General features: G+C 58.0%; 13 protein-coding genes. 6 read left to right on the top strand and 7 right to left on the bottom strand.

Annotated elements, in window-relative coordinates; all coding sequences use genetic code 11:
* The first annotated feature begins 18 nt into the window (after window positions 1-18).
* The 4 genes from ACUIAG_RS06875 to ACUIAG_RS06860 all read left to right on the top strand — a co-directional run bounded on the left by ACUIAG_RS06875 (window position 19) and on the right by ACUIAG_RS06860 (window position 6,581).
* A complete protein-coding gene (locus tag ACUIAG_RS06875; protein ID WP_445339464.1) occupies window positions 19-660 on the top strand; it encodes a Jag family protein in 642 nt (213 codons plus the stop codon).
* A 437-nt stretch (window positions 661-1,097) separates the two neighbouring features.
* Window positions 1,098-1,979 carry a 16S rRNA (guanine(527)-N(7))-methyltransferase RsmG gene (locus ACUIAG_RS06870; RefSeq protein WP_445339463.1) on the top strand — a complete coding sequence of 294 codons (882 nt, stop codon included), beginning with the start codon at window positions 1,098-1,100 and terminating at the stop codon, window positions 1,977-1,979.
* A 2,057-nt stretch (window positions 1,980-4,036) separates the two neighbouring features.
* Complete coding sequence (locus ACUIAG_RS06865) at window positions 4,037-4,984, top strand: ParA family protein (protein ID WP_445340383.1); 948 nt, start codon at window positions 4,037-4,039, stop codon at window positions 4,982-4,984.
* 4 nt (window positions 4,985-4,988) lie between these two features.
* Window positions 4,989-6,581 carry a ParB/RepB/Spo0J family partition protein gene (locus tag ACUIAG_RS06860; protein WP_445339462.1) on the top strand — a complete coding sequence of 531 codons (1,593 nt, stop codon included), beginning with the start codon at window positions 4,989-4,991 and terminating at the stop codon, window positions 6,579-6,581.
* A 746-nt stretch (window positions 6,582-7,327) separates the two neighbouring features.
* Here the strand turns inward: ACUIAG_RS06860 and trxB are convergent.
* Window positions 7,328-8,272: a thioredoxin-disulfide reductase gene (gene trxB, locus ACUIAG_RS06855; protein WP_445339461.1), complete on the bottom strand. Its 945-nt coding sequence runs from the start codon at window positions 8,270-8,272 to the stop codon at window positions 7,328-7,330.
* Window positions 8,273-8,381: 109 nt separating this feature from the next.
* Between trxB and ACUIAG_RS06850 the strand changes: the two genes are divergently transcribed.
* The gene (locus tag ACUIAG_RS06850; RefSeq protein ID WP_445339460.1) at window positions 8,382-8,732 is read left to right on the top strand and encodes a hypothetical protein; all 351 of its coding nucleotides are present in this window, start codon (window positions 8,382-8,384) and stop codon (window positions 8,730-8,732) included.
* Window positions 8,733-9,867: 1,135 nt separating this feature from the next.
* Here ACUIAG_RS06850 and ACUIAG_RS06845 read toward each other — a convergent pair.
* The 5 genes from ACUIAG_RS06845 to ACUIAG_RS06825 all read right to left on the bottom strand — a co-directional run bounded on the left by ACUIAG_RS06845 (window position 9,868) and on the right by ACUIAG_RS06825 (window position 19,671).
* Window positions 9,868-11,082, bottom strand: a complete 1,215-nt coding sequence (locus ACUIAG_RS06845; protein WP_445339459.1) for a D-alanine--D-alanine ligase family protein — start codon at window positions 11,080-11,082, stop codon at window positions 9,868-9,870.
* Window positions 11,083-11,085: 3 nt separating this feature from the next.
* Window positions 11,086-12,369 carry an aminotransferase-like domain-containing protein gene (locus ACUIAG_RS06840; protein WP_045925052.1) on the bottom strand — a complete coding sequence of 428 codons (1,284 nt, stop codon included), beginning with the start codon at window positions 12,367-12,369 and terminating at the stop codon, window positions 11,086-11,088.
* A gap of 239 nt (window positions 12,370-12,608) precedes the next feature.
* Entirely contained in the window at window positions 12,609-16,796 is a 4,188-nt protein-coding gene (locus ACUIAG_RS06835) for a lipid II flippase MurJ (RefSeq protein ID WP_445339458.1), read from the bottom strand.
* A complete protein-coding gene (locus ACUIAG_RS06830) occupies window positions 16,793-19,006 on the bottom strand; it encodes a DUF6049 family protein (RefSeq protein WP_445339457.1) in 2,214 nt (737 codons plus the stop codon). The genes ACUIAG_RS06835 and ACUIAG_RS06830 overlap by 4 nt, the downstream gene beginning before the upstream one ends.
* Window positions 19,003-19,671, bottom strand: coding sequence for an NUDIX hydrolase (locus ACUIAG_RS06825; protein WP_445339456.1), 669 nt, complete (start codon window positions 19,669-19,671; stop codon window positions 19,003-19,005). Before ACUIAG_RS06825 ends, ACUIAG_RS06830 begins: the two co-directional genes overlap by 4 nt.
* An 81-nt stretch (window positions 19,672-19,752) precedes the next feature.
* On the opposite strand from ACUIAG_RS06825, the gene ACUIAG_RS06820 reads away from it, so the two are divergent.
* Complete coding sequence (locus ACUIAG_RS06820) at window positions 19,753-21,165, top strand: CCA tRNA nucleotidyltransferase (protein WP_445339455.1); 1,413 nt, start codon at window positions 19,753-19,755, stop codon at window positions 21,163-21,165.
* 123 nt (window positions 21,166-21,288) lie between these two features.
* On the opposite strand, the gene ACUIAG_RS06815 is transcribed toward ACUIAG_RS06820, so the two are convergent.
* The gene (locus tag ACUIAG_RS06815; RefSeq protein ID WP_445339454.1) at window positions 21,289-25,041 is read right to left on the bottom strand and encodes an RCC1 domain-containing protein; all 3,753 of its coding nucleotides are present in this window, start codon (window positions 25,039-25,041) and stop codon (window positions 21,289-21,291) included.
* Between the last annotated feature and the right edge of the window lie 56 nt (window positions 25,042-25,097).

Raw genomic sequence — 25,097 nt, 5'->3', positions numbered from 1 at the left:
CGTGTAAGGAGAGCATAGATGTCTCAGTCTCTGGACCAGGGAAAGACCATCGAGCAACTCAATGAGGAGGCGGATGTCGCCGCCGACTATCTGGAGGGGTTGCTGGACATCGTCGACTACGAGGGCGATATCGAGATGGGGGTGCGCAACCACCGTCCGACCGTGCAGATTGTGGCTGACGACGACACGGATATCAAGCATCTAATCGGCAAGGATGGCGAGGTGGTGGATGCCCTGCAACAGCTGACGCGGCTGGCCGTGCAGCAGAAGATAGGGGAGCGTTCCCATCTGATCGTGGATGTGGACGGCTTCCTGCGGCGCAAGCGCGAGCATCTTCGCGAGCAGGCCCTGGATGTGATCGACGAGGTCCGGGAGACCGGCGATCCCGTCAATATGAAGCCCATGAACTCCTTCGAACGCAAGATCGTCCATGACATGGTCCGAGAGGAGGGGCTGAAGTCACGCTCCCACGGTGAGGAGCCCCACCGGTACGTCACCGTCTACCTGAAGGCCAAGAACGAAGACGAGGACCTGTCTGACGATGTTGAGGACGAACCAGTCGGGTATGATGCCCCGCTGGACTCGGATGAAACCGATCAGACCGATGATTCGGCTGACTACGCGGCTGATGACGATCCTGCTGGCGCGGACAGGGAGTGATTGCAGAACCAAGTAGGGCTGTGCGCCGATGAAGTATTGGTGACGTCCGCCTTGTTTGGATTGTTTCATTGTTTGTTGCAGACAGACTGTCTAAGTTTGCTGTGCTTATCGGCCAGGGTCGTGCCATCTGTCAGATGTATTGCCTTGTCTGGCTCATGATGGTGCTGAGTTTGCCATGCTGCTTAATTCGTAATGATCTTGGTTGGTCATCCCCTATAGGAGGCCGCCTCCTATGCTGGTTCCGTTAGGATACTGATGTGTGCCTTCGACGCTATTTTGTAGTTGAAAACCGCATGTTGGTAACTGCCTTCGGAATCCAGTGGTTTCAGATTCTGACATGGTGGAATCTTCTGGATGCAAGATGCAAGACAGTATGACGCTGTCGGGGTCTGTGGCTGTGATTGACTGCGCGTCGAATGTGAATGTGAGGAGTTGAAATGGCTGTTGTGGATGATGAACTGAACGATAGTCCCCTTTTGAGGCAGGTGCTCGGCGATGCTTTGGCACCCATGCAGCGTTTTCACGACAAGCTCTTAGGTGAGGGTGTGGAGAGGGGCATCATCGGCCCTCGCGATGAAGACATTATTTGGGAACGGCACATACTCAATTCAGCTGCCATTGTGCCTTTTGTGCGAGAACGATTGACTACTGATGGTCAGACAGCAACGGTGGCAGATATAGGTTCTGGTGGGGGCTTTCCGGGCATTGTGCTAGCTGCGTGTCTTCCGCAGTGCAGTGTTGTGCTTGTCGAGCCAATGGAGCGGCGTGTGCTCTGGTTGCGGGAAGTCATTGATGAGTTGCACCTGGTTAATGCCTCAGTGCTTCGCAAACGTGCAGAGGATCTGGCCCCGCAATCCTCTCACGCATCGAATCGGCATAAGAAAAGAGCTTCACAAGGCCACCGTCATGGTCGTCGCCGAAGCGAGGAAGGGTCCAATTCTGTTTCTGGCCATGGTTCTTCAACTTTGGTCACCACCAGGAATGGTGATGGTCAGCAAACCGTGAATGATCCTGAATCATCGGCAGCGATGGGCGGAGAAAGTCTGGCAAGGGTAGGTTCCATGCCTTCAGTACCTGAGACTTTTGATGTCGTGACCTGCCGGGCTGTGGCACCTATGACAAAGCTCGCTGGGTGGACCCTGCCTCTCTTGAGATCAGGGGGTCAGCTTATTGCCCTTAAAGGCCGTTCGGCGCAAAATGAGCTTGATAAAGCTGCTAAAGAGATAAAACAATATCATGGAGTGAATCCACGGGTCAGCCAGGCTCCAGTTGCACCTGGTCTTGAAGAAACCCACGTAGTTCTTGTGGACAAACGCTAAAACACCACGTCGATACAACATTATTTTATGACTGCGTTGTCAGAGCATTTACCTAATAGGGAGATAAAAATCAGGAAACTTAGGAATTTGCTACCTCAGAGAATAAATTATCGGCATTCAAACAGAGCCATGTCAAAGCTTATGAGAAATTATTGAACAACTCTTCTTGATCGAAACTGCCTTTTCGGACAGCAACATGAGTGGTTGCCTCCTTACCGTGATGGGCGCCATGCTCAGTTAAGGAGAGTGCAAGCACACTTGTGATCCTGTATTGCCTTCCTTAGAATGGTTTTCACTCCGGAGCTTTTATGAACTTTGACACTCCAGCCTCTATCCTGTGTCAAAGAGTAAGGCTGCAGCTGCTTATACATAATCATAATATTTGAAATAATCATGTCTGTTTCATTTGCGATTGAGCACAACGCTTTGTATCTTCCGGTTGCTTCGCTCCGAGTCTTAGTTGATACTGGTTTTGTCTCCCGTACATCGTTGGGCTAATTGTATCGGATATATCTTCGAACTGGATATACCGCCAACTTTCTGATGTTTGATTAACCGTCTCTGGCGATGTTGTCCTTTTGGTGCTCAGTGATCTATAAATTGACCTGCTTTACCCAGTTCTTGCGTAGACCATCCTATTTATACTCGCCAAGGTGTGCTTATTTACAGGTCCCATTACATACAGGGTTTTAGCGTGTTTAAACCTGTGCATCGATCTTCGTTCTCTGATCATTAACACTTACAGAGCAATATTGATCGTTGTACATGTATGAGCGATAGCTTGAGTAATCGATTAATCAGCCCCGGAGAAACTCCGGAATCACTTTTCAACACCGAATATTGTTCTGAAGTGGGAGATAGAGGTTAGCGCTGCACTGAGCACAAGAGAGATATTCACTAGTTCCTGATGTGTGCACCAGAGATTGTTTCACGTGAAACATTGCAAATACACATCTTATTTAACATTTAACTGAAAAATCATGCTTCGTTGCTTACCGATGTCACAGGTTAATGCCCAGTTGATCGCTGAGGGTATGTGACATAAGAGAGAGGTATTCAAGAGAGGTATCCGAGACAGCTCTATTCAGCAGCATCTTAGCCATGACCTTATTCAGCTGTTGCTGCTCCTAGTGGATGATTTCTTAGTGGAGATTGTTTGCAATGTTTCACGTGAAACAATCGACGCGGAATTCAATAATCTAGATCACGGTTATTGGAGTACATGTGAAAGAATACGGCAATAGCTTCTATATCTTCATTAGGAAACGGGTAGTCTGTGAACACTTTCTTAGAGTCCTTTATGCAACCACACTTGCACCAGGTAGAATACGACGCTTATCGGTTAGTAAGACCTATCGCTTAACAATAATAAATACATATTTATAATTTAAAAATAGAGAAGCGTCTATTGAATCCGTAACATTGACTGCTTGTAGAAGGGCAGGCTTTGTGAATATACAACATGCAAGATTAAAGCACGCAACTACGTGAGCCAACAATCAACAAGGTAATAGTACTTCCCAGACAGTAGAGATGTTTCACGTGAAACACTACTCTGCAGTACAGTTGTACAAGGTCCGTCGCCAAGAGGTTTAATAGGAGCGTTGAAGCAGTGTTATAACCGCTATCCAACAGGTTGATGTATTCATTGACAAGTCCCATGAATAGTATTGCATGCTTAAGTGATGTAGTGAATTTATTGATTCCCGACTTTTAAGTTATGCACAATTTAGACCTCACAAATGAATTATCCACATTATCGTTTGTAGACCATGCCGCCTTGTGGGTAGCGCCAGAATTGTCAATAATCACAAGGCAAAGCTAATAATCTATAGAAAGGGTCAGCGGTGGAGGCACCAATGTAACTATCCACACTTATCCACAGTTATGAACAACGGCTGTGTGTAACTAGCGGTTATTCTGACATGTCCAACTAGGACGGGAAAATTGAGTTGTTATCAAAAGGAGGAAGGTTCGTGGCCGCATCGAAGAAGGTGAAACCCGTTACGAGAAATACCTCGGATAGCGGTGAGCAAAGTACGCCGAACGCATCAGGTATGGAGTCGGCAACGGATATTCTGAATCGAATATTCGCTGACGGGTCAGGTTCGGTGTCCGGTGCGGAAATGGCAGATCTTTCTGCACGTTATCAGGCCTTACGTCAGGCTCAATTCCCTCATCCTTCAAAAACCCGCTTCATTGCCGTTGCCAATCAAAAAGGCGGGGTAGGGAAAACCACTACCACAGTCAATCTGGCATGCGCGTTTGCTGAATTCGATGAACAGGTGCTGGTCATCGATATGGATCCACAAGGCAACGCTTCTACTGCGTTGGGTGTGGCACATGAGTCTGGTACACCATCAACATATGATGTGCTCGAGGGTCGTCTTGGGATCGATGACGTTAAGGTGGTTTCCCCTGAATTCCCCAACCTCGAGGTGGTCCCATCTTCTATTGATCTAAGTGGTGCTGAACTGGAAGTTGCGGATATGCCCAACCGTAATCAGCTGATGAAAAAAGCAGTTGCCGACTATCTCAAAGTCTGTCACCAACACTATGACTATGTTCTCGTTGATTGCCCCCCTAGTCTCGGACTGCTAGTTCTGAATGCCATGTGTTCAGTCAACGAAGTATTGATCCCAGTGCAAGCTGAGTATTATGCTCTTGAAGGACTGCAACAACTACTGCATACTATTGGACTTGTTCAGCAAAGTTATAATCCTTATCTCATAATCTCCACCATGTTGTTGACGATGTACGACAGGCGGACGTTGCTCAGCAAAGAAGTGTTTGATCAAGTCAAGGAACACTATCCAGAGATAGTGCTGAATACGACCATTCCGCGTTCTGTCAAAATCTCTGAAGCTCCCAGCTTTCGGCAAAGCGTTGTCACCTACGACCCTAAGGGAGCCGGCGCTATCGCTTATGAAGAGGCAGCGTTAGAAATCGCGCAGAGATCCGAGCAAGTGCTGGAACATATTGCCAATAGAAGACAGGGGGAGTGAGGACATGACAAGCCGTTCACGGTTAGGCAAAGGCTTGGGGGCTTTATTCCCTGCCCTGCCAGGTGAAGATGATGAAACCAATGCTGACAATAGTCGGCGAGGAGATAACAAAGTACCAAATCCAAGCAATAAGCAGCCTACTCTTCAAGGTTTGGGTGCGGAGTCGAATGGACGAAAGCGCCTAGAGAAGGACGACACAGCAAAAGGCGAGACAAAACCAGAAAGAAGAACTAGGCATTCGGATCCTGCTAGCTCAGAACTCGCGGATTCTGAAAGATTGTCTAAAAGCGGTCGTAAACATACCAACACAGGACAAAAGCGAGTCAGTATTTCCAAGTCGCTCGACGGTGATGTTTCACGTGAAACATCATCCTCGAAAAGGGCTACCAAGCGTAGGTCTGTCCCCTCCATCAGCAGCTTGGAGCATCCGAGCGATCTATTCTTCGGTTCTACGACGACAAATGTTTCACGTGAAACATCGCCGATTGCGGGATCGATAGAGGTTGATGACCTTCGGACAAAGGAAACTCGGCAAAGCATTAACCGTGCAGCTGCTATCGACAATGATAGTGGACTAAATAAAGCGGAGGGCACTAGCCAAGAGGAGCTGAAGCCTGTCCAAGGCGGGTATTTGGCTGAAGTGCGTGTGGACGACATTAGGCCCAATGCTCAGCAACCGCGGCAGATTTTCGATGAAGATGAACTGTTGGAGCTGTCCCGCTCCATCAAGGAAGTCGGTGTATTGCAGCCCATAGTGGTGCGAAAATCAACTTTTGCAGACCGGCCAAGAACAGTCGAGGATAAAACAACTTCAGCTGCCAGTGCAGGAGGTAAATCCGAAGCATTTGACACTAAGACTAGTGAAGAGCAATCGGGCCAGCATTTAAACCAGAGAAACGCTAATCTGGGGCAAACAACCCATTATGAAATCATAATGGGCGAACGTCGGTGGCGTGCTACTAGGTTGGCTGGTCTAAATACCATACCTGCAATTGTGAAAACAACGAGCGATGACGCCATGTTGCGTGATGCATTGCTCGAGAATCTCCACAGAGTAGCTCTTAATCCCTTGGAAGAAGCAGCGGCTTATCAGCAAATGATCGATGAGTTCGGCTTGACTCAGGACGGTTTGTCTAAGTCAATCTCCAAGTCCAGACCTCAGATCACCAACACGCTTCGATTGTTGAAGTTGCCTCCAAGTGTGCAGAAAAAAGTAAGCTCCGGGGTGTTGTCAGCTGGACATGCCCGTGCCCTGCTTACTTTGCCAGATGAAAAATCCATGACGGCTCTGGCAGACAAGATCATTGCTGAAGGACTGTCGGTAAGATCTACGGAGGAACTCGTAGCATTGCAGACCGGGCAGACGAAGAAGAGAGCAAAAAAGCCTAGGGTCAACGCATGGGTAGATAGTCCGGTACGCCAAGATTTGGAAAGCCGCTTTGATACAAAGGTGGCTATTAAGGGCACTAAAAAGCACGGGAAAATAGAAATCGTGTTTTCTTCGCCTGAAGATATGGACCGCATTGTTGCCATACTCCTGGAAAAGGATCAATCCGCGAGTAATAGCAGTCATTCAGGCGACAAAGGCTGGGTTTGATCCCATTCTGAAATTGCGACCGCAGGGGTTGCTCAACCAAACCCTGCCGATAAGGCAAGCGATTGTTTCATAGCTCAATCTGGTTTTGTATGAGCTGATGAGCAATCGCTGCATTTGTCTTAAACCTGGGATGGTTGAATGCCGTTAGTATGTGCCATTCTCTGCACAGATATATCGGTGTTGAAAGGCTGTGTGCAATATATACGCTGCCAGACTGTCGGATTCCGAATGACTGCTAACCGAGCAACCAGATTATGTTGCGGGCTCACGACATCAGATACGATCGGTATCTCAGCTCTTTAGCTGGAATAGATGGATGAGTGCCTCCAATAGTGGGGGCGTGCGGTGAGTCGTTGACTAGCCAGCCAGCTAGTGGGGCATACTGGAATGGCTTGTGTGTCAGCTAGATAGGTGAGTCTTCACCGCTTAAAGATGGTTCTAGAGCAAGCATCGCTCTTGTCTGGTAGGGCGATAGTATACCTGAGCTGGCAGGGCCTTTAGAATTTTCGATGTGGCGAGGGGGGGCTGGGTTGTGCAATGTCTCCTCAGCGGGGAGCAGTTATTTCAGTGGGGGCAATAGTAGCAGCTGTAAGGTCAGTGATGTTCCTATTGAGCGGGCTATTCCGTCGTGACCATTGGACAATTAAGGGCAGCTGAATAGGCGGCTGTGATGGTCAATAAACGATGTGCCTGGCAATCGTAAACTGCCAGGCACGTAAATTCTTGTTTACAGGGCGCATCAGGCCTTATCGGTTATCCAGGCTCGTAAGATACTCTTGAGCATCCAAGGCTGCACGGCAACCCATACCGGCAGCAGAAATGGCCTGACGATAGATCTTGTCGGTTACGTCACCAGCGGCGAAGACTCCGGGTACGGAGGTTTTCGTTGACCCACCCTTGACTAGGATATAGCCGTCCTGATCCAGGTCGACTTGGCCATTAAAGAAAGCAGTCTGAGGGGTGAATCCAATGGCAACAAAAACTCCATTCGCCGGTATATTGGACTGCTGACCTGTTGCTGTATTGCGTACATCCAAAGAGGTTACGCCGCTACCGTCGCCGTTGATCCGCGTGACGACTGAATCGAGAAGGAAGCTGATCTTGTCATTGGCCTTGGCTCGGTCCACCATGATTTTTGAAGCGCGGAAGCCTTGGCGACGGTGAATCAACGTGACAGAGGAGCCGAAACGGGTCAGAAAGTCTGCGTCACTCATGGCAGAGTCGCCGCCGCCAACGACCACGATCGGCTTATTCTTGAAGAAGAATCCGTCACATGTGGCGCAGTAGGAAACCCCTCGCCCAGAAAATTCGCGCTCTCCGGGAATCTCCAACTTTCGATATTGTGAACCAGTGGTGATAACGACTGCTCGAGTTTGGTATTCTTCACCGCCATCGGTGGTGATCCGTTTGATGTCTCCACTCAAGTCAACTGAGACGACATCATCGTATTCGATCTGAGCACCAAAATGTTCGGCCTGCTCGCGCATCTGATCCATCAGATCCGGTCCCAGTACAGCTTTTGGAAATCCTGGGAAATTCTCTACTTCTGTCGTGTTCATAAGCTGACCGCCGGGCGTTAGGGCTCCAGCAATAACGAGGGGAGCATAACCGGCTCTGCCAAGATAAATGGCGGCGGTGTAACCCGCTGGTCCGGACCCTATGACAATGGCATCGTGAACAGTTTGCTTCATAACGCTACTGTATCCATGCATGATGACCGGGTCACACGCGGTGGGCGAAAAGGGTCCTTACTTATCTCACTGTAAGTCCGTTCCTGACAGAGCAGGCTATTCTTAAACCATGGAGAAAACCGTGATAGTGGCTATCGTAACCAATCTTGGGACGATTCTGGTGCTGATCTGGTTTATGCTCCGAGTTGATCGGTTACTGCGGGAGCATCCCAGCCATCAGACAGGTGATAAGGATGAGGATGACAGCTGGCATAGCTGGCGTTTTTGGAATCCTCCAAGCTCTGATGACAATGAAGACAAGTTGGACGCAGATTCTCCGGTAACAGACAAAAGCCTTGGGGCTGATGATGATATGACAGTCAGGTCTGCCGACCGATATACATCCTCGACTCAAGAAGAACCGGGTGAAAGTCCTTCGCGCGCATCGGACAAGGGCGAGGAAAGCGGCGGAGATAAGTAAGGCATATTGAGCAAGGCCGCCGACTGTTCAATCATAGTGGGGTGCGGTTTCGATTGTTTGTTTGATCTTGTGAAATGCAGTCCCTGAACAAGGATAGATTGATGCACTTGGATATATTGATCCACTGATTTGTAGGGCAGTAATGGGGCTTATATCTATAGGTCTTGAAGCGGACACGGGGGAGCAAACCGCGTCAGCACAATATGACTCGATAAATGAATTCTGATAGGAAGATCGTGCTCTCAGCGAGGGCGATGAACAAACTAGGGCAAATGAACTGGGATAACAATGCCTAGGACCGAATGATAATTCGCAGGTGAAAACACAGCTTTCGCTCTCAGTTCATGATGGCATAGTCGAAATGGCCTGATTCTCGATGCTTTAAAAGCAGCATCACCTATATGCCGCCTTGCGGGTTTTTGATGAGATATCTTGGTGAGATAACTTGAGCAACATGATGCGAAACTTGTTGTGATTGCAACCCTATGAAGGCTGTATTCATTCTCGCTCGATCATATCTTTATTCGACCAGCACTTTTAACGGGAGAATCCGTTGTCGGCCATAGACCGCTATATCGCGTGAGGCTCTCGCTGGAGTTGATGACGTAAGTTGATCACCTCGGAATGTTTCACGTGAAACATTCGATATCGACTGTGTTTGTATTCAAGGGTGTGTATCAATACTGCGGTTTACTGAGCGTGGAGTCTTGGAGGATGACCCAGTTATTGTAGCATCGACAATTCATTAGTCCGCGTCGCTTCTGCGAGTAAGTCTTGTCGGCAATATAAAAGCCGGAACCTGATTGAACATGCCTTTCGGTCAATGTTGGCCTTGGCTGAGCAGTAGAGAAAAAGTTGAGAATACAGCAGATGTGGAGAGGCGAGCACATCGAATAGAAGGAAGGAAATAACCGACAACGAATGGTGAATGGTGAACAGCCGTCATTCGATGGCCTGAAAACGATGCTAATGAGAATATGGTGCCTGCCCTGGGTGCTATCCGCTCGGCCTGTATTGCAATCCGTGTATATTGCAGATCCGCCTGGCGCATATTGCACGAATTGCAAACTATGCACCAGGCGGACCCTGCTCGTGCCAGTCGAACGATAGGCGGGACCAGAGAGGCTTTGCTATCTCAATCGGTTCGCTTTTGATTCAAAACTGATTGAACCAATGCCGTGTATAGCTCTGGCAGATTGTAACCAGCGGCCTGCGCTGACTGTGGCAGCAGCGAAGTGTCCGTCATGCCGGGCGCCACATTGGACTCCAGGAATTGCGGCTGACCTTGGGCATCAACAATGAAATCGGTTCGTGAAATATCGCGGAGCCCCAGAGCACGGTGAGCAGTCAGTGCGGCATCGCTGACAGCCTGCGTGGTCTTGGCATCCAGTCGGGCTGGAACATAGAACTCTGTCGGGCCGGGTGTGGAACGAGCTTCGAAATCGTAGGTGCCTGAGGGAGTCCAGATTTCAAGCGGAGGCAGCACCAGGGGGTGTCCGTCAAACTCGAGGATTGACACAGAGACCTCGGTACCCGTGACAGCCTGCTCGATCAGCGCTACATCACCATAGGCAAAGCAGTTGATCAGCGCCTGAGTGAGTTGGCTCTGTTCAGTCACCATGGTGCACCCCATAGCTGAGCCGCCCATGGTGGGCTTGATGAAGAGCGGGAGCCCCAGCGAGCCTAGAAGCATATCGATAACGGGTTCGACACCCAGCTCGCGGAACATGGATTCGGGCAGCGTCACGGAATGCGGAGTGTGCAATCCGGCCATACGGACAACGTTCTTGGCGATGGGCTTGCTCCAAGCGGTCCGTGAGGCCTTGGCCCGGGATCCGATGTAGGGTAGTTCCGCCATCTCCAAGACATCGCGGATGGAGCCGTCTTCGCCGTTGGCGCCGTGCAGCAGAGGCCAGACCAGATCGGGGCGGGTCGACTCGTCGGTCAAGTACGGCAAAAGCGAGCCATCCATGTCGTGGACGCGGACTGTCCACCCGGCCTCCTCCAGGAATCCCTGGACCCGATGTCCCGAGCTGATGGAGACATCACGCTCATGGCTGAGGCCCCCGCAGATCACCAGGATCGACTTATCAGCACGCTTGGTGGCCTTGCTGGCCAGGGAGGTGACATCGTCCATGGTGACTGGCGTAGCCTCACGGATGGAGCGATGTGAGGTCCGCCTGGCTTTTTTGGCCACTTCGCCAGCAGCTGTGGCTGAAGTGGTGGCCGCAGTGCTGGTCGGGCTTGCGACCGTGGTCGTCGTCGCGCTCGCGGTTGCCTTGGTCTTGCTGGCTGCCGCGGTTTTGCCCCCGGTCTGCTGCCGAGGTGTCTTGCTGTGCTTGGGCGCCATGATTCAGCCCCTTTCCTTGCCGCTGTCAGGCTCGAACAGCCGGACGGTGGCGAGTTCGTTCTCGATGACTGTGGACAGTCTGCGTATTCCTTCCCGGATCCGATCGGGGGTGGGGTAGCAGAAGGACAGGCGCATGTGATCCGCTCCCTCCCCGTTATCGTAGAAGGCTGTGCCTGACACGTAAGCCACCTTGGCGGTGATCGCTCTGGGCAGCATGTCCTTGGCGTTGAGCCCCTGGGGTATCTTCAGCCAGATGTAGAAGCCGCCCTTGGGCTTGAGCCATGAGCAGTAGGGCAAATATTTTTTCAAAGCCTCGTCCATGGCATCGCAGCGTTCCTTGTACATCCCCCGGTAATCATTGATCTGCGATTTCCAGTCGAAGTTGTCCAGGTAGGTGGTGATGGTCATCTGGCTCATGTTGGAGGGGCAGAGAATGGCTGACTCGTTGGCCAGAACCAGCTTCTGTCGGATGCCAGGAGGCGCAACCATCCAGGCCACGCGCATGCCCGGGGCGATGATCTTTGAGAAACTGCTCAGGTAGACAATGCCCTCGGAATCGTAGGAGCGCAGGGCCGGATAGGTCTGGCCGTCGAAGGCCAGCAGTCCGTAGGGATTGTCCTCCACAATAAGCACGTGGTACTTTCTGGCGATCTCGATGATCCGCGGCCGCCGCTCGACGCTCATGGTGGCGCCGGCAGGATTGTGGAAGTTGGGTACAGTGTAGAGGAACTTGACCGCTTTGCCTTGGCGGCGCTGTTCCAGAATGGTCTCCTCCAGAGCCTCGGGAATCAGTCCGTCTCCGTCCATGGCCACGTTGACCACATCGACCTGGAAGGACTGGAAGACGCCCAGGGCACCCACATAATTAGGTGCTTCAGCCAGTACCACATCGCCGGGATCGCACATAATCCTGGTGATCAGGTCCAGTCCCGACTGTGAGCCGTTGACGATAACCACGTCATCCGGCTGGACATCCTTGATGCCTTCCAGCTCCATAATGGGCAGCACATCCTCGCGCAGGTGGGGATCGCCCTGTGCTGACCCATACTGCCAGGCCACCTGGCCCTTGCTCCGCAGCATGTCGCCAAGCTGGTCGGCCAGCTTATCGAAAGGCATCCGGCCCAGGTAGGGCATGCCGCCGGCCAAGGAGACTACCTCGGGCCGGTTGGCCACAGCGAAGAGGGCACGAATTTCGGAGGCGCGCATCTGCTCGGCCCGTGCCGCATAGGAGCTGTACCAGGGATCGTTCTTGATGACCTTGGATGCGATATTGGGATCATCCGCCATAACTGACTTCCGCCTTCCTGCCGCCGTTGTCTAAGGAAACTGTATTACCTGCTAGGGCTTTGTTGGAGGAAAAATCCAACACATTACCATTTCGGTACACCCATGGTCGGAACCCCGCCTGGGATTCCTGCCCATTTTCCAGGAACTACCAATCCTAGCTGCTTTGAAGATCGGCAACAGCAAGGCAGCGGTAAGGATGAACAGCCAAGTTTTTCGCCAAGGACGTGTGGCGGACCTGCTTAGAAGGCCTGGACAGACGTGAAGCGTAGGGAGTTGCCCGGCATGCCGTCCATGGGCACCCAGACGACCAGGTCCTGGGTTGTGACCGGTTCACGCAGGGTGACCTGGGTGGTGCCCGAGGGATCGAAGCTGAAGTCGGCCAGCGGCTGCCCCTGGTTGGGCTGGGCCGCTGTGGAGTTCGCGTAGATCTGAGCATGGCCGCCGCTCTGGGGCATGACGATGGTCAAGCGGGAGACTTCCTCCGGCTTGGTCAGGTGCATGTACCATCCGAATCCCTGCAGGCCGGCGGGCTTGTTCAGGAAGAGCTGCCGATCCGACTGATAGGCCGTGGTGTTCTTGGGCTTGGGCGGATCGGGGACCTTCTTGGCCTCCTTGTCGGCATGGCTGACCTTGTCGGCTCCGGCCTTGGCCTTGCCATTGCTGGAAGTTGTCGACTCCTCGTCCCCATCAGTCCCACCGGGGAAGGGGACGTTGGACATGACCGGCCAGCCGCCCTCCTCCTTGCCGACGTTGGGCCGGGAGCCGGAGATGGTCGAGACCGCCCAGACCAAGGCCACTACGATGATTGCGGCCGCTACCGCAATGACTACAGAGCGAGTCGTAAAACGGCCGAATAGACGGGTGTCGGCCATGTCTGTCTCGTCATCCAGATCCTCGTCCTGGCCATCGTCCGGAAGCTGCGAATAGGTCACCGGCGCCGGCATGGAGTGGATCTCAGGCGTGAAGCTGGGGGGCAGGGGCTCCATGACCGTGGTCTGCTGCTCTTCTTCATCAACATCGGGCTGCTTGGGAGATCGGGGCGCTCGCTCGGCATGCTGATTCGAGTCGACATTCTGCCGCTCTTCGTATGCCTGGTCGGTCGAGCCGCTGGCCACGCGGGCATGGGTCCTGTCGTGTGCCTCGGCGTCATCCTCGCGCCGGGCATGTGAGTCTCCATTGCTCTGTGGGGCGCTCTGTGAGGCGGACCGGCTGGATGCCGCCCTGGCCTGACGACCGCCGGACTTGTCGAAGTCCCACTGGGAGAAGCCGCGCTCCACGGGGTTGTCGGCGGTCACGCCGCTGCCGCTGATGGCCTCGGGCGGCCGATGCTGATCGTCTCCCACGGTCGGCATCCGCCCGGTCACTGCCTTGGACTCCTCGTCATGTAAGGCAGCGGGCCTGGCAGTCGTCGTCCTGAGTGCGCTCACATCCATGGCTGCGGTTCTGCGGGAGCGGCTGTTCAGCGAGCGCTGCCGCTGACGTTCGTCGAAGAGCGAGAAGAGGTCGGTGTCCGTGTCTTCGGGATTGAGCATCTCGATTTCGCCCCGGCCGGGGAAGAGCAGTTGGTTGGTCTTCCAGTGTGGCTCATGATGGGTCACAGTCTGTGCGGCAGGCAGGGCGGAGGAGGTCAGCCCATCGGGCAGGGGCAGTACATCCTTGGGATCTACCGGTCTCAGAGCCACGGTCTCGATGGAGGCGCGGCCGTCCATCTCAGGCCAGATCAGATCGCTGTCGGTCAGCTCCTCGGGAGGGATCCAGGGGCTGAGCAGCGCCGACAGCTCGGCCAGAGTGACCAGGGGCACCGGCTTGGCCCCCTGGTCATCAGTCAATCCCAGTCCGCGCATGCAGATGATCCTGAACTCCTCGGGCGTGTGCTTGGGAAGCTCCTGCAGGCTGGGCTGCCGTCCGTCTTGGTCGGGCCGGCGGGTCAGCATGGCGTAGAGCACGCCAGCCAGTTCGCGTATGGCATGCTCCTCGTCCGTCAAACCCATCTCGTTCGGGACTGACGGGTGCGCGATCATGGGCGAGATGGGGGCATCTGCCAGGGTGATAGAGGCCGGCGCCAGCCTGATGGTACTGGTTGAGACTGCATAGTCGACCATGCCGGCGGCATGCAGGGTGCGCATGGCCTCGGTGACCTCGCCCATGATGGTGCCCATGGCCCGGTCGCTCAGCGTCTCGCCGGCGGGCCCGTGCATATAGTCCCTCAGGGACATGCCGGCATCGGGGGCGGTGACGATCAGAGAGACCCCGTCCCGGGTGTGCAGCTGGTAGACCGGAGTGAATCGGCGGTCCTTGTTCAGCGCCAGGCCGGAGGCGTTGACGTTGATCAGGTCCGTGCAGGTCGAATCGCCGGCGATGAAGAGCTGGCAGTCCCTGTCCAGAACCTTGTCCTTGGCCCGCCAGACGCTCAAGCCCTTGGCACGGCGGAGCAAGGTGACCAAGGTGTATCTGCCGAGGATGGTGTCTCCGATATGCGCGTTCATGCTTGCCGAGCTCTCATCAGAAGTGGGGCGTCGCCTGTGGTTGGCGACGCCGTGGTGGACCGTGCTGTTCCTAGGCACAATCCTAACGGGTTGCGGGGCCGGAGGAGCCGGTGGGGGCCCGGCTATCGCGGATTCTCCATCAGTGCCGGGCTCGCGGGTCTCTTCGAAGTTCTCCAGAGCCGCGTCCATGCCAGGCTGGGTGGAATCAGGGGAGGAGGAGTGCACCACCCTGACCGAGCGGTCGGCCAGCCGGGAGGGCCGTCCCTCCAAGGCGTCCAGGCTGCGGACCGGGTGCCGCGCCGTCCTGCCCAGACGGCGGGCCAGGTCGACCATGAGCCGGGTGAATTCCTCGGTGCGCAGCGCGACCAGGGTCACGGCGTAGATGGCCGCTGTCAGCAGGGTGATGACCACGCAGATAAAGAGCGCCTGCACCCAGCTCATGTGGCCCTGCCGGTCCTGGACCCAGGCGCCGACCAGGCGGGTCAGCGGAGCCTTGACCGTCAGGGAGGCTGCCAGCGCCAGGCCCGCCGCCAGAAAAGCCTTGGCGTAAGTGCTAAGAATGCGCCGACCGTCCAAATATCCCTGGAAGGGTCTGCGCAGCATGCCTGCCAGCATGGGGAAGCTGAGGATGTTGCTCAAGGACAGGCTGAGTCCGACCAGGGCCGCCCAATAGCGGGGAGGGGCCAGACGGATGGATGCCAGGACCAGCACCACCTGGATGGTGTTGGAGACGGCTGCGAAGATGAAAGGATGCCGTCCGTCCTCGAAGGCGTAGAAGGTGCGCTGAATGAGCAGGAAGGCGCTCATGGGCACCAGCCCCAGGGACAGGCCTATCAGGGGTCCCGAGATCAGGACTGCCTCGTGGACGCCCACGGAGGGCAGCAGGGCACGGGTGATGGGCACCGGAATGGCCAGCATGACCGCAGTGAAAAAGAACATCATCAGCCCGACATTGCGCAGGGCCTGGCTCAGATCCTCGCGGGCATCCCCAATGCGGCCGTCCGAAACCGCCTTGGACAGCTTGGGGAAGATGGCCGTGCTGACGGAGACGGCCACCAGGGAGTATGGCAGGATGAAGAGGGTGTAGGCGTTCTGGTAGGAGCCGTTGCCGGCGATGTCCAAGGGGTTGCCCTCCAGGGGGGCGCCGTTGTTGATGCGGGCGTTGATCACATTGGCCAGCTGGTCGATGACTACCACACCCATGCTCCAGGCGGCCACCGAGCCCATGGATCGCAGGCCGATGCCCCGCAGACCCCAGCGCGGTCGGTAGCGGAAGCCGCTCATGATCAGGGGGATGAAGAGGACCAGCGCCTGGAAGGCCACCCCCAGGGTCCAGGCTCCGGCGGTCAGGGCCACCTTGCCGTTGTCCCAGAAGCCGACCGGCTGACTGCGGGCGTTGCCGAACAGGAGGATGAAGACCAGGAAGCCCAGGCAGCTGATCAGGTTGGCGCCCACCGAGCTCCAGGCGTATGCGGTGAACCGGCCCTTGGCGGCCAGGATCTGGCCCAGTACCGTGTAGAGCCCGTAGAAGAAGACCTGGGGCATGCACCAGAGGGTGAAGGAGTTGGCCAGGGCCCGCTGTGCGGGGTTCCACTTGGAGTTCAGATAGATGGTGGTCAGCACCGGGGTGCCCAGCATCAGCAGCAGGGTCAGCAGGGCCAGGAGAACCATGGCGACCGTGATCAGCTTGTTCAGCCGGTCAGCTGCGTCCCGCTCCTTGAGTGTGCGCACGATCTGCGGGACCAGGACGGCGTTGAAGATGCCGCCCGAGATCAGGGTGAACATGACCTGGGGGATCATGGCGCCGGTTTGGTAGGCATCGGCTGCGATCCCGGTGGTGCCGATGGCGGCTGCCAGCAGGATGGTGCGGATCTGCCCGGTCACCCGGGAGGCCGCGGTGCCCGTGGCCATGATGGCGGAATTGCGCCCTACGGAGCTCATTCGTCCGGGTCCTTCGTGCGGTGGAACTGCCGCCAGAGCCCCAGGAGCCCAAGCAGCACGGCGAAGACAATGATGAGCAGGCCGCTCATGTCGCTCAAACGAAGATTGCTGGTGATCTGGGCCCGGCGCATCTGACCGAAGGGGCGGCCCTGGCTGTCCAGCAGGCCGATATCCACGTTGGCCCTGCCGGCCGTCGCCACTCTGACCTTGAAGGTCACTTGGGCCTCGGAGCGGGCGGGAATGACCACATCCGCCAGGCGCGAGGTGACGATCTCCATGGAGTCGGTGCGGGCGCTGATGCGGGCGTGGACCGGGTAGGGGTGGCTGTTGCTGACGGTGACGGGCATGGAGGCCGTCTCGCTGACCACGTTCAGGGACTCGCTGGGCGTGATGCTGATGCCGTCCAGGAGCCGGTGGGATATGGCACCGGCCTGATCGGCCAGGCCGGCGGCGGCTGCGGTTCCGCCCAGGGACTTCAGGGCTAGATCGTCATGTGCGGCGGTCAGCCGGTTCAGCCACTGGTGTGGATCCTTGGGCTGGCGGGCGGTGGCGTCAGCATCCTGTCGGGCCAAGGCCTGGCTGTCGGTCTTGCCGGTCGTGGCGCTGGCGGTGGGCTGGGAGGCCTGCTGACCGTCGGCCAGAATGGAGGAGGCGAACCGGTCGATGTCCGCCCTGCTGGCGATCAGAGAGTCCAAGGTGGCTGTCGAGCTGTCGCCATGCTTGGCGCCGCCCTGAGCGTCATCGGCTTCGAGGGCCTTGAGCAGGCCCGATGAGCCGCCGGTGAAGTCGGGTGCTCGCATCAGGTTGTCCATGGGTTCCAGGCGGATCCAGGGAGCGTGCTCCAGCTCGGTCATGATCCTGTCCGCCTGCTGAGTGTCCTGATCGGCATCAAAGCAGACCAGGAGGGAGCGCTCGGCGTAGGGCTGTTCCATCTGATAGAAGGCGCTCTGGGCAATGAAACGTGCCGTCTGCCCCGCCTGGGTCTGCTCCCCGGTGGCTCGCGTGGAGCTGGGGTTGCCCCTGGCCAGGTTGCTGAGTTCGCGCTGGGCCGACAGGACGGTCACCTGTCCGGCCTGGGTGTCGATGGTGTACTTGCCGGTGTGGGCGGAGGTGCCGGCTCCTACCTCGAAGCCCTGCGGGGCAATGACCGTCTGGTAGCCGGCGCGACGGGCTGCGGCGATGGATTCCATGGTCCACTCCTGCCTGCCCTGCCAGGCGTATGTGCCGGAAGCGGCATCAGGATAGAGCTTGGCTGCTGTCTGGGCGCTCCAGGACTCGGGGGTGACCCCGGCCCTGGCATAGCGATCCTGGTTCTGGGAGGCGTATCCGGTGATGTCGAAGTCGGCTGGCTGAATCAGCCCTTGGATCCGGGGGCGGTTGGCGAAGGCGGACAGGTAGACCGGATCGCCCACGGCCTGCAGGGACCCGTGCTTGGCCAGCAGCAGACTCTGCTCTTCCTGGCGGCGGCTCCCTTGACGGGTCAGTGTCACGCTCTGGTCTTTATTCTTGCCCGGGCCTGGATCGGATTCGGCACCGGGCTGGGTCATCAGCGCTGTCATGGCCTTGTCGTCAATGTTCCAGTCCGAGGAGATCAGCGGCATGACCATGGTCAGAGACAGTGCAGGGGTGCCTGCAGTGGGCAGGCCATCCCATGTCCGGGTTAGAAAGGTGAACACGTCGCCCAGGACCCGGTTCTGGCTGTCGCTCAGGGAAAGCCGGACGGGTTTGGGCCCCCAGCTGGTCATCTTCTTGATCGCGTCTTGATCAGCCGGCACGTTGACTGAAACCTCAACGCTCTGCCCGGCCGGGATTGTCGGTACGCTCTGAGTGCCCAGCACGTCTGGGGTGGGGATGCGGGCGTGGCCTTCGGACCAGGCCTGCATGTCGGCCCGGGAGCTGAAGGAGTACAGGGCGCTGGTGGACACGCCCAGATGGGCATTCTCCATGGGCTGGTTCGCGGTGTTGGTCACCGTAGCGCGCAGGGCGTAGCCGGATTTGTCAGTCACCACAGGCATCGACCAGCGCAGGGCCACCTCGGCCGAGTTCTGATGATTGGGGGCAGCCAGGGCCGGTGTTGGCAGCCAGGGAGTCATCACCAAGGCTAGCAGGAGGACGATCGCCGGTAGGATTCGAGCCCACCGAGCCCATCGGTTGAAGGCATGGGTGCGCTGGCTGGTGCGCCCGCTCGGGCGCAGGGGGGTCTGGATCATGGCTGTTTTTTATACTTCCTCGCGTAGAGCCAGGCTATTTTACGCTCATTAGGGTAACTGAGCACGGAGGTCAGGTCGGAAAAGTCCACCCAGATGGCATCTTCGGCCTCATGATCAGGGTCGCCCTCCACGCTCAGGGATCCGCCGATCATACGCAGGACGAAATGATGGACCAGCTTGTGGACCCGTTGGTTGGTTCCGGTGAACCAGTAGTCGATGGTGGCGATGGAATCGGTCACCCTGCCCAGTATCCCCGTCTCCTCGTGGACCTCGCGCACGGCCGTCTGCTCGGGTGTTTCCCCCTTCTCGATATGCCCCTTGGGCAGGCACCATTCCAGGTGGCCCGAGCGGGAGTGCCGGGCGATGATGGCCACCCGGTCATGTCGGTCGAAAATCAGCCCACCCGCCGAATACTCTCGCACTACGGGCAGTTCCTGGGCATCCAGGGAGGCAAAGGTGGAAGGTCCTGAGGCATGCTTATGCCGGGGCATGAGGGCAGGCGTGGGTATGTCATCCTCGGTCTGTATGCGCTCGCGAACCTGCGGATCCAGACGTTCACTTACGGTTTCCACAAGATGGTCCCGCTCCTGCTGTCCGCGGGCATGGGTGCCCGCAGAGTCGGCGCTATGTGCAAGCATGCGCGCCATGTCCGCGGGCGTAATCATACTCCAACTTTACGTAAGGTAATGTGCAGGTGGGGTAACGGTATGCTAGTAGGCGCATCAACTCCGTAGGAAAGGGTGAGCGTGGATTTCCAAGTCTGGCCGGAGGCCATCGAGCTCGGGCGCCTCTTCGCCGAGCAGGGATATGAACTGGCGTTGGTAGGGGGTCCTGTACGCGATCTGCTCCTGCACCGGCACTCCCACGACCTGGACTTCTGCACCTCAGCCCGGCCCGAGCAATTCGAGCCCATCCTGCGTCACTGGGGATCGGGCTTCTGGGACATGGGGCGCAAATTCGGCACCTTGGGCGCGCTGCGGCGGCGTCCTGACGGAACCGAGGTCAAGGTGGAGGTGACCACCTACCGGCGAGACACCTACGATCCCAACTCCCGCAAGCCCGAGGTGGACTATGGGGACAGCCTTGAGGGCGACCTTTCGCGGCGCGACTTCACCGTCAACGCCATGGCCCTGCGGGTGCCCGACCTGGTCTTTGTGGATCCCTACCGGGGGGCCAACGACCTGGCCAAGCAGGTGCTGCGGACCCCGGTGGACCCCCGTCAGTCCTTCGATGACGACCCCCTGCGGATGATGCGGGCCGTGCGGTTCGTGGCCCAGCTGGGATTCACCATCGCTCCGGAGACAGCTGAGGCCATCACCCGCATGACCGATCGAATCAGCATCGTCTCGGCCGAGCGGATTCGCGACGAGCTGACCAAGCTCATGCTGTCCGACCACCCCGTCCAGGGCATCGAGGCCCTGGTGCAGTCCGGACTGGCTGACATCGTTCTGCCCGAGATCCCCGCCCTGCAGCTGGAGATAGACGAGCATCACCGGCACAAGGACGTCTTCGAGCACACCCTGATGGTGGTGGACCGTGCCATCGCCCTGGAGACAGGACCTGACGGACCTGTGCCCGCCCCGGATCTGACCCTGCGTCTGGCCGCCCTGCTGCACGACATCGGCAAGCCCGCCACCAGACGCTTTGAGCCCGGCGGCAAGGTCAGCTTCCATCACCATGATGCAGTCGGGGCTCGGTTGGCCCGCAAGCGCCTGAAGGCCCTGCGCTTCGACCACCACCTGATCGCCGACGTCTGCGACCTGATCTCCATGCACCTGCGCTTCCACGGCTACGTGGACGAGCGGTGGACCGATGCGGCCGTACGCCGCTACGCCCGGGAGACCGGTCCGCTTTATGAGCGGCTCAACCGCCTGACCCGGGCCGATGCGACTACCCGCAACAAGCGCAAGGCTCAGGTCTTCTCCTCCGCTATGGACGAGTTGGAGGACAGGGTGGCTCAACTGCGTCGTCAGGAGGATCTGGATGCCATCCGGCCCGACTTGAATGGACAACAGATCATGCAGATTCTGAACCTCAAGCCGGGACCGCAGGTAGGACGCGCCTATCAGCACATGCTGGACTACCGCCTGGATCAGGGCCCGGTCGACCAGCAGACAGCCGAGCAGGAGCTGCGGGACTGGTGGCAGAGCCAGGGCTAGAGCCAGGCCTGGTCCGCATTCTGCAGGTTCGGCTGCCGCCGGATTATATGTGGAAGATGTTTGCCTGGTCATCAGGTGCCAGGCTGGTATTGGCTGTGATTGTCGTGTGGCCCGGGCTGTTGCTTACTCGTGTGAAGTGTTCATGCTGTCTGTCGTTCGGGCCTGCTTTTGGCGGCTTTTGGCGGCTATTGCGGCTCCGGCGGTGAGTAGTCCTGTGGCGAGCAAGAGGAGCATGCCGTCGCCTCCGGTCAGGGGCAGGCTGGTGATGGAAAGGTACCGGTAGGTGTTGCCCTTGTCGGTTTCCTGCTGTTTGCCGTCCTGGGTCCAGTCGATGGCCACGGGCACCAGCCCCGGCGTGTAAGGGGGAGTGGTCACCTTCCAGGTGCCGTCGGGGCTGGGCTTGAGGCCCTTGCCTGCGGCGAGGCACGTGCCCTGCTCCTGATTCTGGCCGAAGCATACGCTGGTGGTCTGCGGCTCTCCGGGGAATCTGACCGGGCCTGGCCGACTGGCCGGCCAGGCGTTGGAGGGGTCGCGCCCCAGCTGGCCGTTGCCGGTGTTTCCCCAGGTGTAGAGCTGGCCGTCGGAGCCGATGGCTGCGGAATGATACCATCCCAGGCTGGCTTGTCTCCAGGTGAACCCTTTGGGCGCGCCCTGGGGCTTGCTGACCAGGGTCGGTGTCTGCCGGTCGGTGGTGGTGCCGTCGCCCAGCTGGCCGCTGATGTTCCATCCCCAGGCGTACAGGTTCCCATCGGATCCGGAAGCTACAGAATCCCCGTCGCCTAGGCTGGCTTGTGCCCAAGTGAATCCATTGGGCTTCGCGATCTGAATTGGCGTCTGCCGATTGGTGGTGGTGCCGTCGCCCAGCTGGCTCTCGGAGTTTCTTCCCCAGGTGTACAGGCCGCCGTCGGAGCCGATGGCCGCGGAATGATGTTCGCCTAGGCTGGCTTGTGTCCAGGTGAATCCTTCTGGCGCTCCTTGGGGCTTGCCGATTTGCACTGGCATGTTCCGCTTGGTGGTGGTGCCGTCGCCTAGTTCGCCGTACTGATTGTCTCCCCAGGTGTAGAGGCCTCCGTCGGAGCCGATGGCTGCGGAATGCCAGCCGCCTAGGTTGACCTGTTTCCAGGTGAATCCTTCAGGTGCGTCTTGGGGCTTACCTATCAGGACTGGTCTGTTCTGGTTGGTGGTGGTGCCGTTGCCAAGCTGGCCGTATTCGTTGTACCCCCAGGTGTAGAGGCTGCCGTCGGAGCCGATGGCCGCGGAATGAAAGCCGCCCAGGCTGACCTGTTTCCAGGTGAATCCTTTGGGTGCTCCATCGGGCTTGTTGACCAGGACTGGTCTGTTCTGGTTGGTGGTGTTGCCGTTGCCCAGCTGGCCACTGCCATTGTCTCCCCAGGCGTACAGGTTGCCGTCGGAGCCGATGGCTGCGGAATGCCAGCCGCCAAGGATGACCTGTTTCCAGGTGAACCCGTCCGCCGCCCCCTGAGGCTTGTCGACCAGGGCCGGCCTGCTCCGGCTGGTGGTGGTGCCGTCGCCCAGCTGTCCGTCGTCGTTGCCTCCCCAGGTGTAGAGGTTGCCGTCCGAGCCGATGGCTGCGGAATGGTTGTAGCCCAGTCTGATCTGGTTGAATCTGATGCCTCGCTGTGCGGGCGGAGTCAGGGTCACCTCGGTGCCGCCGGTCTCGGGCCCATGGTCCGGGCTGATGGACCAGTGCTGCGTGTCTTCCCTGGTCCAGTGGGCGGTCAGGGTGGTGTCATGGGTGACTGGCTGGCTGAAGTCGTAGGCGACATCGCCTTGGAACCAGCCGTCGAACAGGCAGCCCTCGGCCCTCGGGTCCGGGTAGGGGCGTTCCGCCTGCCCGTCCTGGGTGACGGACTGGCTGGGGGGCATGCCCGTGGGGGCGGGGCAGGAATCGTTTTTGGAATTGAAGCCGACTTGGTATTGGGGGGCGATGTACGTGTATTGCAGGTGATCGTCCGGCTGCGGCCCGTTCCGGCTCCAGCCGACCGTCACGTCTACGCCCCCCGGCTCATGCTTGGGCGTGGATACCTGCCAGGTGCCGTCTTGGTTGGCCGTGATCCCTGTGGCCTTGGCCTGGCCGAACAGGACGCTGGTGGGCGTGACGGCGCCGGGGAAGTTGACCATGCCCGGCCTATTCCAGCTGGTGGTGGTGCCGTTGCCCAGCTGGCCGTTGCCGTTGACTCCCCAGGTGTACAGGTTGCCGTCCGAGCCGATCGCTGCGGTATGGTTGCATCCTGGGATCGTGTATTTCCAGGTGAACCCGGCGGGTGCGCCTTGGGGCTTGCTGACCGGGATTGGCCTGCCCCGGGTGGTGTTGGTGCCGTCGCCCAGCTGGCCGTTTTCGTTGCTTCCCCAGATGTAGAAGTTGCCGTCCGAGCCCAACGCCTCGGTATGCCAGTCGCCTAGGTTGACCTGTTTCCAGGTGAACCCGGCGGGTGCGCCTTGGGGCTTGTTGACCAGGGTGGGCGTGTGCCGGTCGGTGTTGGTGCCGTCGCCCAGCTGGGTTCTGTAGTTCTGCCCCCAGGTGTAGAGGTTGCCGTCCGAGCCGATTGCCGCGGAATGTTGCCAGCCTATGCTGACCTGTTTCCAGGTGAACCCGGCGGGTGCGCCTTGGGGCTTGTTGACCAGGGTGGGCGTGTGCCGGTCGGTAGTGGTGCCGTCGCCCAGCTGGCCGCTGAAGTTCCATCCCCAGGTGTAGAGGTTGCCGTCCGAGCCTATAGCTCCGGAATGATTGCAGCTAAGGCTGGCCTGTTTCCAGGTGAATCCTGCTGGCGTGCCTTGGGGCTTGTCGACCTTGATCGGCCTGGTCTGGTTCGTGGTGGTGCCGTTGCCCAGCTGCCCATACTGGTTGTTTCCCCAGATGTAGAGGTTGCCGTCCGAACCGAATGCCGCGGTACTCAAGTCGCCTAGGGTGAATTGTTTCCAGGTGAATCCTGCTGGCGTGCCTTGGGGCTTGTCGACCGGGGCCGGTGTGTTCCGCTTGGTGGTGGTGCCGTCGCCCAGCTGGCCGCGGCCGTTTTGGCCCCAGATGTAGAGGTTGCCGTCCGAACCGAATGCCGCAGAATGGTCCCAGCCTATACTGACTTCTTTCCAAATGAATTTTTCCGGCGTGCCCTTGGGCTTTTTGACTTGGACTGGTGTGGACCGGTTGGTGTTGGTGCCGTCGCCCAGCTCGCCAGCGCCATTGTCTCCCCAGGTGTAGAGGTTGCCGTCCGAGCTGATGGCCGCGGAATGAAGGCCGCCCATGCTGAGCTGGCTGAGTCTGATGCCGCGTTGCGCGGGCGGGGTGAGGGTGACCTTGGCGCCCCCGGCTATGGGCCCTTGGCTGGGGCTGATGGCCCAATGGCCGTCTCCCTTGGTCCAGTGGGCGGTGAGGGTGATGCTACCGGTGACGGGCTGGGTGAAGTCGTAGGCAACGTTGCCTTGGAACCAGCCGTCGAACAGGTATCCGTCCCTGGCGGGGTCGGGGCTGGGCCGACTGGCCTGGCCCCCGTCGGGGATGGTCTGCCTGCCAACGCTGCCGCCGCCTGCCGTGTCGAAGCTGACCGTCCAGGCTGCGGAGGACCGATCCTGGACGCCGGCAGCATCGCCGGCAGTGTCGAGCGTGGGTGAGGAAGGCATCGGGGTCGTGTGGCTCAGGGGTGAGGATGTTGGCAGGGGTGAGGACGTTGGTGGGGAGGCCGTTGGTGGGGAAGACATTGGTGGGGAGGAGGACGGCGATACGGCCTGCAGGCTATCATCCCCCTGCTGTTTGTCCAGGGTGGTGGGCGTGGCTTCTCCGGATGGATTGCCGGAGCTCCCGGCCAAAGCGGGTGTGCAGGACAGGGCTAGGAGAAAGGCCAGGGCTGCTGCTGCCATGCCCGAACGCTGACGCATGATGAGTCGACCCCCTTCTTCGCAGAGCCTGATACAGC

This window comes from Bifidobacterium sp. ESL0825 (genome assembly GCF_052606465.1).
Note: the sequence above shows the minus strand (reverse complement) of the source record. Positions and strands in the feature narration are given on the sequence as shown.

Coding starts and splice junctions, on each gene's coding strand:
- ACUIAG_RS06835 (WP_445339458.1), bottom strand. CDS start 16,796: ATGAGCTCCGTAGGGCGCAATTCCGCCATCATGGCCACGGGCACCGCG.
- ACUIAG_RS06830 (WP_445339457.1), bottom strand. CDS start 19,006: ATGATCCAGACCCCCCTGCGCCCGAGCGGGCGCACCAGCCAGCGCACC.
- ACUIAG_RS06815 (WP_445339454.1), bottom strand. CDS start 25,041: ATGGCAGCAGCAGCCCTGGCCTTTCTCCTAGCCCTGTCCTGCACACCC.
- ACUIAG_RS06825 (WP_445339456.1), bottom strand. CDS start 19,671: ATGATTACGCCCGCGGACATGGCGCGCATGCTTGCACATAGCGCCGAC.
- ACUIAG_RS06870 (WP_445339463.1), top strand. CDS start 1,098: ATGGCTGTTGTGGATGATGAACTGAACGATAGTCCCCTTTTGAGGCAG.
- ACUIAG_RS06850 (WP_445339460.1), top strand. CDS start 8,382: ATGGAGAAAACCGTGATAGTGGCTATCGTAACCAATCTTGGGACGATT.
- ACUIAG_RS06860 (WP_445339462.1), top strand. CDS start 4,989: ATGACAAGCCGTTCACGGTTAGGCAAAGGCTTGGGGGCTTTATTCCCT.
- ACUIAG_RS06845 (WP_445339459.1), bottom strand. CDS start 11,082: ATGGCGCCCAAGCACAGCAAGACACCTCGGCAGCAGACCGGGGGCAAA.
- trxB (WP_445339461.1), bottom strand. CDS start 8,272: ATGAAGCAAACTGTTCACGATGCCATTGTCATAGGGTCCGGACCAGCG.
- ACUIAG_RS06875 (WP_445339464.1), top strand. CDS start 19: ATGTCTCAGTCTCTGGACCAGGGAAAGACCATCGAGCAACTCAATGAG.
- ACUIAG_RS06840 (WP_045925052.1), bottom strand. CDS start 12,369: ATGGCGGATGATCCCAATATCGCATCCAAGGTCATCAAGAACGATCCC.
- ACUIAG_RS06865 (WP_445340383.1), top strand. CDS start 4,037: ATGGAGTCGGCAACGGATATTCTGAATCGAATATTCGCTGACGGGTCA.